General features: G+C 69.6%; 13 protein-coding genes, 2 tRNA genes and 1 pseudogene. 13 read left to right on the top strand and 3 right to left on the bottom strand.

Translation table 11 applies throughout. From position 1 onward, the window contains the following. The 7 genes and pseudogenes from VNR91_RS05910 to VNR91_RS05880 form a co-directional block, all read left to right on the top strand. A pseudogene (locus VNR91_RS05910) lies at nucleotides 1-835 on the top strand (replication-associated recombination protein A); the annotation flags it as partial. After that, nucleotides 828-1181, top strand: coding sequence for an MmcQ/YjbR family DNA-binding protein (locus tag VNR91_RS05905; RefSeq protein ID WP_325489846.1), 354 nt, complete (start codon nucleotides 828-830; stop codon nucleotides 1179-1181). The pseudogene VNR91_RS05910 and the gene VNR91_RS05905, both read left to right, overlap by 8 nt. Further along, nucleotides 1165-2034 (top strand): hypothetical protein, encoded by an 870-nt coding sequence (locus tag VNR91_RS05900; protein WP_325489845.1) that lies wholly within the window; start codon nucleotides 1165-1167, stop codon nucleotides 2032-2034. Before VNR91_RS05905 ends, VNR91_RS05900 begins: the two co-directional genes overlap by 17 nt. A 19-nt stretch (nucleotides 2035-2053) precedes the next feature. Then, a tRNA-Thr gene (locus VNR91_RS05895) sits at nucleotides 2054-2129 on the top strand. Nucleotides 2130-2181: 52 nt separating this feature from the next. Further along, nucleotides 2182-2559, top strand: coding sequence for a hypothetical protein (locus tag VNR91_RS05890; protein WP_325489844.1), 378 nt, complete (start codon nucleotides 2182-2184; stop codon nucleotides 2557-2559). Then, the gene (locus VNR91_RS05885) at nucleotides 2556-3146 is read left to right on the top strand and encodes a DNA-3-methyladenine glycosylase I (protein ID WP_325489843.1); all 591 of its coding nucleotides are present in this window, start codon (nucleotides 2556-2558) and stop codon (nucleotides 3144-3146) included. The genes VNR91_RS05890 and VNR91_RS05885 overlap by 4 nt, the downstream gene beginning before the upstream one ends. A 20-nt stretch (nucleotides 3147-3166) precedes the next feature. Next, nucleotides 3167-4342, top strand: coding sequence for an alpha-hydroxy-acid oxidizing protein (locus tag VNR91_RS05880; protein WP_325489842.1), 1176 nt, complete (start codon nucleotides 3167-3169; stop codon nucleotides 4340-4342). A gap of 22 nt (nucleotides 4343-4364) precedes the next feature. On the opposite strand, the gene VNR91_RS05875 is transcribed toward VNR91_RS05880, so the two are convergent. The 3 genes from VNR91_RS05875 to VNR91_RS05865 form a co-directional block, all read right to left on the bottom strand. Continuing rightward, nucleotides 4365-5111 (bottom strand): NRDE family protein, encoded by a 747-nt coding sequence (locus VNR91_RS05875; protein ID WP_325489841.1) that lies wholly within the window; start codon nucleotides 5109-5111, stop codon nucleotides 4365-4367. 114 nt (nucleotides 5112-5225) lie between these two features. Next, nucleotides 5226-5310: transfer RNA gene (locus VNR91_RS05870), tRNA-Leu, on the bottom strand. Between the two features lie 63 nt (nucleotides 5311-5373). Further along, a complete protein-coding gene (locus VNR91_RS05865) occupies nucleotides 5374-6882 on the bottom strand; it encodes a YifB family Mg chelatase-like AAA ATPase (protein WP_325489840.1) in 1509 nt (502 codons plus the stop codon). 265 nt (nucleotides 6883-7147) lie between these two features. Here VNR91_RS05865 and rpmH point away from each other — a divergent pair, with 265 nt between their 5' ends. The 6 genes from rpmH to VNR91_RS05835 all read left to right on the top strand — a co-directional run. Beyond that, nucleotides 7148-7282, top strand: coding sequence for a 50S ribosomal protein L34 (rpmH, locus tag VNR91_RS05860; protein WP_325489848.1), 135 nt, complete (start codon nucleotides 7148-7150; stop codon nucleotides 7280-7282). Nucleotides 7283-7317: 35 nt separating this feature from the next. Beyond that, nucleotides 7318-7647, top strand: coding sequence for a ribonuclease P protein component (gene rnpA, locus VNR91_RS05855; RefSeq protein WP_325489847.1), 330 nt, complete (start codon nucleotides 7318-7320; stop codon nucleotides 7645-7647). Further along, on the top strand, nucleotides 7644-7856 hold the full coding sequence (gene yidD / locus VNR91_RS05850; RefSeq protein ID WP_325489839.1) for a membrane protein insertion efficiency factor YidD: 213 nt from the start codon (nucleotides 7644-7646) through the stop codon (nucleotides 7854-7856). Before rnpA ends, yidD begins: the two co-directional genes overlap by 4 nt. Nucleotides 7857-7877: 21 nt before the next feature. After that, entirely contained in the window at nucleotides 7878-9578 is a 1701-nt protein-coding gene (yidC, locus tag VNR91_RS05845; protein ID WP_325489838.1) for a membrane protein insertase YidC, read from the top strand. Continuing rightward, the gene (gene yihA, locus VNR91_RS05840) at nucleotides 9575-10237 is read left to right on the top strand and encodes a ribosome biogenesis GTP-binding protein YihA/YsxC (RefSeq protein WP_325489837.1); all 663 of its coding nucleotides are present in this window, start codon (nucleotides 9575-9577) and stop codon (nucleotides 10235-10237) included. The genes yidC and yihA overlap by 4 nt, the downstream gene beginning before the upstream one ends. Next, on the top strand, nucleotides 10234-11119 hold an 886-nt coding region (locus tag VNR91_RS05835), incomplete at its 3' end, for an acyltransferase family protein (RefSeq protein WP_325489836.1). The genes yihA and VNR91_RS05835, both read left to right, overlap by 4 nt.

Here is an 11119-nt window from a genome sequence, read left to right as displayed (position 1 = left end):
CGCGCAGGTGCTGATCCTCCACCGGCTCGACCGCGCCGCGCTGGAGAAGCTGCTCGATCGCGCCGAGGCGCTGATGGAGCGGCCGCTGCCGGTCACGCCCGAGGCGCGCGACGCGCTGGTCGCCAGCGCCGACGGCGACGGCCGGTTCCTGCTCAACCAGGCCGAGACGCTGTGGTCCGTCGACCTGCCCGCGCCGCTCGACCCGGCTGGCCTGTCGGAATTCCTCCAGCGCCGGGTCGCCGTCTACGACAAGGATCGCGAGGGGCACTACAACCTGATCTCCGCGCTCCACAAATCGATCCGCGGCAGCGATCCGCAGGCGGCGCTCTACTACCTCGCGCGGATGCTGACCGCGGGCGAGGAGCCGCTGTTCCTGCTGCGCCGGCTGACCCGCGCGGCGGTGGAGGACATCGGGCTGGCCGACCCCCAGGCGCTGGTCCAGTGCATCGCCGCCAAGGACACCTACGACTTCCTCGGCAGCCCGGAGGGCGAGCTGGCGATCGCGCAGGCGTGCCTCTACCTCGCCACCGCGCCCAAATCGAACGCCACCTATGCCGCGCAGAAGGCGGCGTGGCGATCGGCGAAGGAGACCGGATCGCTGATGCCCCCGGCCAACATCCTCAACGCGCCGACCCGGCTGATGAAGGACATCGGCTATGGCGCGGGCTATGCCTATGACCATGACAGCGAGGATGGTTTCTCCGGCGCGAACTATTGGCCGGAGGGCATGGCGCCGCAACGCTATTACGAGCCGACCGGGCGCGGATTCGAGCAAAGGCTGCGCGAGCGGCTCGACCATTGGGACAAATTGCGGCGCGAGCGGCAGGGTGGCTGAGCGGTTCGACGACTGGGACGGCGTCGTCGCCTTCGCGCTGTCGCTGCCCGACACGGAAATGGCGTCCTTCTATGGCACCCCCTGTCCCAAGGTGAACGGAAAGGCGTTCGTCTCCCCCGGCCGCGAACCGGGCAGCTTCCACGTGATGAGCCCGCATGACGAAAAGGCGGTGCTGCTGGAAACCGATCCCGACAGTTTCTGGCAGACCGCGCATTATGCCAACTGGCCGGGGCTGCTGGTCCGCTATGGCGCGGCCGACCCCGACCGCATCGCCGACGTCATCCGCCGCGCATGGTGGGATCGCGCGAAGAAGCCGCAGCGGCTGACCTTTGGTCCGCGCCCCTGATCACTTCACCCGCTTCGCCGCGATCGACTGGTCGGGTGCGAAAGGCGGACGCCACAAGGGCATCGCGCTGGCGCTGTGCGCCGCCGGCGACGCCGCGCCCGCGCTGATCGCCCCGCCCGGCGGTGGCGCGTGGTCGCGCACCGGCATCCTCGCGTGGATCAGGGCGGAGGCGGATCGGCCGACCTTGATCGGTTTAGACATGAGCTTTGCCGCACCCTTCCTCGATCGTGGCGCTTATCTGCCCGGCGAGACCGACTGCGTCACCGCGCGCGATCTGTGGGCGTATGTCGACGCGCGGTCGCCCGACGAGGATCTGGGCGCGGCGTCGTTCCTGGACAGCCGGCGCGGTATCCATTTCTACCTGGGCGCGGCCGACGGGCCGAAGGCCGGCTTCCTGCACTTCCGCCGCGGCGAGCAGCATTTCCGCGCGGGCGGCGGCGGCAAGATGACCACCGTCTATGACGCGATCGGCGCGGCGCAGGTCGCCAAGGCGAGCTTTGCCGGGATGCGGCTGCTCCACCACCTGAACGGCGCGGTGCCGGTGTGGCCGTTCGACCCGCCCCCGCGAACGGGCGCTGCCGTGGTCGAGATCTACACCGCGATCGCCGTGCGCGCCGCCGGATTACGCAAGGGCCGTTCGAAGCTGCGCGACGCCGATGCGCTCGACGCCGCGCTGGTCGCGCTGGGCAGCCGCGCGCACGGCCCGCTGCCCCGCACCGACGATCACGCGACCGACGCGATCCTGGCGGCGGCATGGCTGCGCGCCAACGCGCGCCGCGCCGAACTGTGGCATCCGCCCGCCCTGACCCCGGACATCGCGCGCACCGAAGGCTGGACCTTTGGCGTCGCCTGACGCAAAGACGCCGGCCAGCGCCGGTTTAGCTCAGCTGGTAGAGCAGCGGTTTTGTAAACCGAAGGTCGCGGGTTCGATTCCTGCAACCGGCACCATCACACCATCCGTGACCGTCAGGGGGCCGCACGGCGATCGGCAAGGGATCGGATGAGCTTCGTCATCACCTATGAACAGGTCCTGGGCTGGATCGTCGCCCACGCCGGGGGCAGCGACAAGTTCGCGCACACCTATATCGGGCTGTCGATCTGGCTGGCGACGGTGATCCTGCTGCGGCGACCGATCGGCAGCTTTCGCACGCTGATCCCGCTGATCGTGCTGGAGGGGATCAACGAGTCGATCGACCGCATCGCCAACGGATCGTGGATGTGGTCCGAGACGCGCGCCGATATCGCCGCCACGCTGTTCTGGCCGGTCGTCATCACCATCCTCGCCCGCGTCGGTGCGCTGGCACGGCCGGGCGCGGAGACGGCAGAGAGCGCGGGCGACGGCGATGACCGCGATACCGATAGCGGCGGCGAGACATGACCGACCCGGCCGATTCGTCCCCGCCTGATCCGCGCGCGGGGCACCGTTGCACCTGGGCGGAGGGCAGCGCGCTCTATCGCGACTACCACGACAGCGAATGGGGCGTGCCCGAACGCGATTCGCGGATGTTGTGGGAAACGCTGATGCTGGAGGGGTTCCAGGCCGGGTTGGCGTGGATCGTCATCCTGCGCAAGCGCGAAGGGTTCCGCGCCGCCTTCGCCGGGTTCGATCCGGTCAAGGTCGCGGCGTTCGACGACGCGGATATCGAACGGCTGATGGCCGATCCCGGCATCGTCCGCGCCCGCGCCAAGATCGTCGCGACGATCACTGGCGCGCGAATCTACAACGAGATGGCCGCGCGGGGCGAGAGTTTCGCCGATTTCGCCTGGGGCTTCACCGACGGCCGGGTGATCCGGGGCGACGGCCACACCATCCACGCATCGACCCCGCTGTCCGAGACGATCTCGAAGGAGCTGAAGCGCCGCGGGTTCAAGTTCGTCGGGCCGACCATCGTTTATGCGTGGATGCAGGCGGTCGGTATCGTCGACGATCACGCTGCCCATTGCTTCCGCCGCGGACAGGCCTGACACTCGCCGCCGACAAACAGATGGCGAGGGCGAGGATGGGGCATTACGGCGACTACCAGAACGAGATCTATGGCGCCGGGCTGCGCGGGGTGCTGCCGAAGCTGCCGGTCGACCATGCCACATTGTGCGCCCGCGCCAGCGCCGCGATGCCGCCGCATATCCTGAACTACGTCCAGGGCGGCTGCGGCGACGAACATACCCAGGACGAGAACGCGCGCGCGTTCCGCGACTGGGGGATGGTGCCGCGGATGATGGTGGATTGCACCACGCGCGACCTGTCGATCGACCTGTTCGGGCTGCGCCTGCCCTCCCCGATCTTCATGGCGCCGATCGGGGTGACCGGCATCGTCACGCCCGACGGCCACGGCGATCTGGCCGCCGCGCGCGCCGCCGCGATCACCGGGGTACCGCTGTGCGCGTCGACGCTGGCCAATGATCCGCTGGAGGACGTGCTGGCCGCCAGCGGCGACACGCCCGGCTTCTTCCAGCTCTATACCCCGCGCGACCCCGATCTCGCCGCCAGCCTGGTCGGGCGGGCCGAGGCGGCGGGGTACAAGGCGATCGTGGTGACGCTCGACACCTGGGTGACCGGCTGGCGTCCACGCGACCTGAACACGGCCAATTTCCCGCAATTGCGCGGCCATGTGCTGACCAACTACATGGCCGACCCGGTGTTCCGGCGGTTGCTGGGCAAGCCGCCGGAGGCGGATCCGGCGGCGGCGGTCGGGCTATGGGCCAGCCTGTTCGGCAAGGTGCTGACGTGGGGCGACGTGGCGTGGCTCAAATCGCTCACCAGCCTGCCGATCGTGCTCAAGGGCATCTGCCATGGCGACGACGCGCGGCGCGCGATCGATGCCGGCGCCGACGCGCTCTATTGCTCGAACCACGGCGGGCGGCAGGCGAACGGCGGAATCGCCGCGATCGACATGCTGCCCGATGTGGTGAAGGCGGCGGGCGACGTGCCGGTACTGTTCGATTCGGGGGTGCGATCGGGCAGCGACGTGGTCAAGGCTCTGGCGATCGGCGCGCGCGCGGTCGGCATCGGCCGGCCCTATAGCTATGGCCTCGCGCTCGACGGCGCGGCGGGCGCGGCGCATGTGCTCAAGTGTATCCTGGCGGAGGCCGACCTGCTGATGGCGGTCAACGGCTATCCGACCATCGCCGATGTCCGCGCGGCCGGGGCGCGGCGACGGTAGCGGAGACGGTCAGGGTCGAGGATCAGGGCCAGTGGAAGGCGATCCGCGTCTCGCCCGCCGCCTTTCCATCGGCATCGAAACGGCGTTCGACGATCGTCCCCGCGCCGTCCGCATCGATCGCCACCACCGTGCTGCACCGCGTGCCATAGACGGGATCGCGGATGAAGATCGGCGACGGGCGCGGTTCCTGCGCGACGTCGGACGGCTGCGCCGGATCGAGCCCGCCACCGGGCAGCGCTTCCTCGCGCAGCGTGTCGAACAGGCGTTCCGGCGCGGTCGCGCCGTCGACGATCCACGCCAGCAGCGCCGATTTGAGCCGCAACGTCTTCGGCCACGGCGCGTCCAGCGCGCCGTTCGACAGGCCGTAGAGGCCCGGCGCCAGGTCGCTGCGCAGCGTGGCCGGACGATTGGTCAGGAACCGCGCCCGCCCATCGGCCACCGCGATCAGGTTGAACGGATTGAAATCGCCCGGGTCGATCCCCTCATCGCCCGCCCCGTCGAGCAGATCGGTGACCAGCGCCCCGCGAGAGGCGCGGTCGGGCGCCGGCCCGCCATAGCCGCGCAAATTGGTCACCACCGCCAGCCGCCCGGCGTCGGACACCCCCAGACATGTGCCCCCCGATTGCAGGTCGCGCCCGGCGATCAGCTGTGGCCGATCCCCCCATCGCGCCAGCGCGGAAGCCGGCCGGGCGTGGAACTCGTCCCGGTTGCCGGCGAGGATGATTTGCCAGCGCGGATGCGCGCGCCACGCGAAGGCCAGAACACACATGCCGATGCTGATGCGCGCATCGCCCCGCGATGGCGAGCGGGATTTTCCGGCGGCCCTGTCCGGGCGGACCCGCCGCCGCCGGCAAAGCCAGACGCGCGGTGCGACGACGAGAGATGGTGCCCCTGGCCGGACTCGAACCAGCATGCCTTGCGGCGTTCGATTTTGAGTCGAATGCGTCTACCAATTTCGCCACAGGGGCAGCGAGCGAGCGTCGTTAGGGCAAGCCGGCACGCGGGGCAAGATGGGGCTATGTGCTCCGGCGCTAGCTGCGCGGCGCCTGCCGGCGATAGCTGAGCGCCTCTGCCACATGGATGCGGCCGACCACCTCCGCGTCCGCCAGATCGGCGACGGTGCGCGCGACTCGCAGCACCCGCGTATAGCCGCGCGCCGACAGGCCCATCGCCTGCGCCGCCTGGGCCAGCAGTGCGATGCCCGCCTCGTCGGGGGTGGCGTGGGTGGCGAGCGCGTCGCCGTCGGCCTCGGCATTGGTGCGAATCGGATCGTCGCGGTAGCGCATCGCCTGTACCGCCCGCGCCGCCGCAACGCGCGCGGCGACCTCCGCCGATCCTTCCGCCGGGGGCGGCAGCACCAGATCGGCCGCGCTCACCGCCGGTACCTCGACATGCAGGTCGATCCGGTCGAGCAGCGGCCCCGAGACCTTCGCCTGATAGTCCGCCGCGCAGCGCGGGGCGCGTGCGCAGGCCAGCGCCGCATCGCCCAGATGGCCGCAGCGGCACGGGTTCATCGCCGCGACCAGCTGCACCCGCGCGGGAAAGGTGACGTGGGCGTTGGCGCGGGCGACGCTGACGCTGCCGGTCTCGAGCGGCTGGCGCAGCGAATCGAGCACCGCGCGCTGGAATTCGGGCAGCTCGTCGAGGAACAGCACCCCCAGGTGCGCGAGGCTGACCTCGCCCGGTTTGACGCGCAGGCCGCCGCCGGTGAGCGCCGCCATCGACGCCGAATGATGCGGCGCGCGGAACGGGCGGGTGCGGGTGAGCCGGCCGCCGGCGAGCGTGCCCGCGACCGACTGGACCATCGACACCTCCAGCGCTTCGGCGGAATCGAGCGGGGGCAGGATGCCGGGCAGGCACGCCGCCATCAGCGACTTGCCCGATCCCGGCGGGCCGACCATCAGCAGATTATGCCCGCCGGCTGCGGCGATCTCCAGCGCGCGCTTGGCGGTCTCCTGCCCCTTGACCTGGCGCAGGTCGGGGCCGTGGCCGGGCGCCTCCGCCTCGCCCGGCGCGGGCGGGGACAGGAGCTGCCGACCCTTGAAGTGGTTGAGCAGACCGATCAGGTCGCCGGCCGCGAGCACCTCGACCGATCCGGCCCACGCCGCCTCGGAGCCTTGCGCGGCAGGGCACACCAGCCCCTTGCCTTCCGCCCCCGCGTGGATCGCCGCCAGCAACACGCCGGGCGACGGCGTGATCCGCGCGTCGAGGCCGAGTTCGCCGACGCAGACATAATCGGCCAGCCCCTCCGCATCGACCACGCCCATCGCCGCGAGCAGCGCCAGCGCGATCGGCAGGTCGAAATGCGATCCTTCCTTGGGCAGATCGGCGGGCGACAGGTTGATGGTGATGCGCTTGGGCGGCAGCGACAGGCCGAGCGCGGCGATCGCCCCGCGCACCCGCTCGCGGCTCTCCGCCACCGCCTTGTCGGGCAGGCCGACGACGACGAACGCGGGCAGGCCGGCGACCAGCGTGCACTGGACCTCGACCCCGCGCGCCTCCAGCCCGAGATACGCCACCGTCGACACGCTCGCGACCACGGCTGCCCCCCTTCCCCGGTTGTTGTCCCCGGTTGTTGCCCCCCGTTGTTGCCAATGTGTAACGGCTTTGCCGCGAAGGGGAAGCGCGGCGCGGTGTCTTGCGCAACCGATACACCGGCCCCACATCCCGCCCCGTGGGAACGTCCGATCAAATCGAGCAGGGTCGATCAAACTTGACTTCGGCGGATGGTCTCCGTAGGTGCCGCTTCATTCGGGCCGTCCCACGTGGCGGCCTTTTTATGTTCTAGATACCAGGGAATGACCGATGAAGCGGACTTTTCAGCCGAGCAATCTGGTGCGTGCGCGCCGGCACGGCTTCCGCGCGCGGATGGCGACTGTGGGCGGCCGCAAGGTGATTCGCGCCCGTCGCAACCGCGGCCGCGCCAAGCTGTCGGCGTAACCGGCGTTTCGGGCGGCACCGCGACCGGTGCCGGTCTGCAAAAGCTGACGCGCCGCGCCGAATATCTCGCCGCCAACAGCGGACGCCGTGCCCCCATGCCCGGCTTTGTCCTGCTCGTGCGCGACCGCGCCGATGGCGATCCGGCGATTCGCATCGGCATCACCGTTTCCAAGAAAGTCGGCAACGCGGTCGCGCGCAACCGGATGAAACGCCGGTTCCGCGAATTGGCGCGCGCGGTGCTGCCCGACAACGGGCAACCCGGCGCCGACCATGTCCTGATCGGGCGCCCTTCGGGAATCGAACGCGATTTCGCCGCGCTCCAGGCCGAACTGGCCAAGGCGCTGGCCAAGGTTCAGCGCCGATGATCGCCCGCCTGCTCATCCTGATCGCGCGCGGGTGGCAGGTGGGGCCGTCGGTCATCCTGCCGCCATCGTGCCGATACAGCCCGAGTTGTTCGGCCTATGCAATCGAGGCGCTTCGCCGCTATGGCGCGATGAAGGGCGGCTGGCTGGCCGCCCGGCGCATCGCGCGCTGTCACCCATGGGGCGGGCATGGCTATGATCCGGTGCCCTAAGGCCGATTTTCGGGGAATCACGTGAAGGACGACCAGAAGAATTTCATCATCTTCGCGGTGATCGCGGCGCTGCTGCTGGTCGCGTGGCCGATGGTGGCGAACCGTTTCTTCCCGACCAATCCGCCGGTCACCAAGATCGAGGGCGGCAAGACCAAGGTCGTCGCTACACCCGGAGCCGATCCCGCCGCCGACGGCGCGACCGCGCTGCGCGACCGCAACACCGTGCTGGCGACGACCCAGCGCGTGCGGATCGACAGCCCGACGGTGAGCGGATCGCTGAACCTGACCGGCGCGCGGATCGACGATCTCGTCCTCAAGAATTACCAGGAGACGATCGCGAAGAACGCGCCGCCGGTGCGGCTGCTGTCGCCGGCCGGGGCGCCCGACGCCTATTTCGCCGGCTTCGGCTGGCGCGGCAGCGCCGGGCTGACGGTGCCTGACGCCAACACGGTGTGGCGCGCGTCGGGCGAGCTGCTCGCCCCCGGTAAGCCGGTCACGCTGGAAGCCGACAACGGCCAGGGGCAGCGGTTCCGCATCGACCTGTCGATCGACGACCAATATATGTTCACCGCGAAACAGTCGGTGATCAACGGCGGCGCGGGCACGATCGCCGTGACGCCGTACGGCTACCTCAGCCGCCGTACCAAATCGACCGACATCGACCAGTGGGTCGCGCACGTCGGCCCGATGGCGGTGCGCGACAGCAGCGCCGACTATGTCAACTACGGCGACGTCGACAAGGCGCCGTCATCCTATTCCACCACCGGCGGCTGGGCGGGCTTTACCGACCATTACTGGTTGACCGCGCTGGTGCCCGACCAGAAGGCGCCGGTCGACATCCAGCTGCGCGCCGCGCCCGCCGGCGGCTATCAGGCCGATTTCGCGCTGCGCGATTCGACCGACGTCGCGCCGGGCAAGGCGATCACCCAGACATCGCAGCTGTTCGCCGGCGCCAAGGAGGTCAAGGTCCTCGAAAGCTATGAGCGCGCCGGCGTCGACGAGTTCGACAAGGCGATCGACTGGGGCTGGTTCGGGATGATCGAGAAGCCGATCTTCTATTATCTCGACTGGCTGTTCCACGCGGTCGGCAATTTCGGCGTCGCGATCATCCTGCTGACCTTCACCATCCGTGGCCTGCTGTTCCCGATCGCGCAGCGCCAGTTCCGCTCGATGGCGCAGATGCGCGCGGTGCAGCCCAAGATGAAGGCGCTGCAGGAACGCCACAAGGACGACAAGCCGCGCCTCCAGCAGGAGATGATGAAGCTCTACAAGGAGGAGAAGGTCAATCCGCTGGCGGGTTGCGCCCCCACCCTGCTCCAGATCCCGATCATGTTCGCGCTGTACAAGGTGCTGATCCTGACGATCGAGATGCGCCACCAGCCGTTCGTCGGCTGGATCAAGGATCTGTCGGCGCCCGATCCGCTGACCCCGGTCAACCTGTTCGGCCTGCTGGCGTTCACCCCGCCGCATTTCCTGGCGATCGGCGTGGTGCCGATCCTGCTGGGCATATCGATGTTCTTCCAGTTCAAGCTCAACCCCGCGCCGATGGACGAGATCCAGAAGCAGGTGTTCGCGATCATGCCGTGGATGCTGATGTTCATGATGGCGCCGTTCGCGGTCGGGCTTCAGGTCTACTGGATCACCTCGAACTGCCTGACGATGCTCCAGCAATGGTTCCTCTACCGTCAGCATCCGGCGCTCAAGACGGCGCCGGCCAAGTGAGCGACGCGCCGCCCGACACGACGGATGCGTTCGATCCCGAACGGATCGAGGCGGCGCGCAAGGTCTTTGCCGGGCCGATCGCGTTCCTGAAATCGGCGCCGGCGCTCCAGCACCTGCCCGACGGCAGCGTGCCCGAGGTCGCCTTTGCCGGGCGGTCGAACGTCGGCAAGTCGTCGCTGATCAACGCGTTGACCAATCGCAACGCCCTGGCCCGCACGTCGAACACGCCGGGGCGGACGCAGGAGCTGAACTTCTTCGACGTCGGCGAGCCGCTCAAGTTCCGGCTGGTCGACATGCCGGGCTATGGCTTTGCCGAGGCGCCGAAGGACGTGGTCAAGAAGTGGCGGTTCCTGGTCAACGACTTCCTGCGCGGACGGACGGTGTTGAAGCGCGCGCTGGTGCTGATCGATTCGCGCCACGGCATCAAGCCGGTCGACCGTGAGGTGATGGACATGCTCGACGCGGCGGCGGTCAGCTATCGGCTGATCCTGACCAAGGCCGACAAGATCAAGGCGACCGAACTGACCGCGGTCACCCAGCGCACCGCCGAAGAGGTCCGCAAGCGGCCCGCCGCACACCCCGACATCATCCCGACGTCGAGCGAAAAGGGCATGGGGCTGCCCGAACTGCGCGCCGCGGTGATCGAGGCGCTCGGGTGAGCACCGCCCCGCCGGCACGACTGGCGGGACTGGACGTGTTTCGCGGCCTGGCGGTCGCCGGAATGATCGTCGTCAACAATCCCGGTTCCGGCGACCATATCTGGTGGCCGCTCGATCACGCCGCATGGCACGGCTTTACCCCGACCGACCTCGTCTTCCCCGCGTTCCTGTTCGCGATGGGCGCGGCGCTGGGCCTGTCCTACCCGCGCGCGCTGGACGGCGATGCGCGGCGGGTGATGTGGCGGCGGATCGCGTTCCGCTCGCTGGCGCTGATCGCGCTGGGGATCGGATTCGGCGTGCTGGCCCGACTGACCTTCGAAAATCTGCGGCTGTTCGGCGTGCTCCAGCGGATCGGGCTGTGTTACGCGCTCGCCGCGGCGCTGGCGCTGGTCACCGCGCGGCGCGGTGCCGACGGCCGCTTCGCGCTCGACGCCCGCATCATCGGCGGCGCCGCGCTGGGCGCGCTGCTGGTCTATGCCGCGCTGCTGCTGGCGGTGCCGGTGCCCGGCCACGGCGCGGGGGTGCTGACGCCCGCGGGCAACATCGCCGGCTATGTCGACCGCACGCTGTTCACCACCGCGCATATCTGGCGCTGGGGCACCGACGCCGCCGGCAACATCGTCTATGATCCCGAAGGGCTGCTCTCGACCCTGCCCGCGCTGGCCAACGTGCTGTTCGGGGTACTGGCGGCGATGCTGTGGCGGCGCTCGCCCGAACGGGCGCCGCGCTGGATCGCGCTGGGCGGCGTGGCGCTGATCGTCGCCGCGCTCGCGCTCGTCCCGGCGTTGCCGGTCAACAAGCGGATCTGGACGCCCAGCTTCGCGCTGCTGACCTCGGGACTGTCGGCGGTGCTGCTGGTCGGCTGCACGCTGATCGTCCGCG

The sequence above is a fragment of the Sphingomonas sp. genome (assembly GCF_035555815.1).
In the GTDB taxonomy this organism is placed as follows: domain Bacteria; phylum Pseudomonadota; class Alphaproteobacteria; order Sphingomonadales; family Sphingomonadaceae; genus Sphingomonas.
This window is presented reverse-complemented; position numbering and strand designations above follow the sequence as displayed.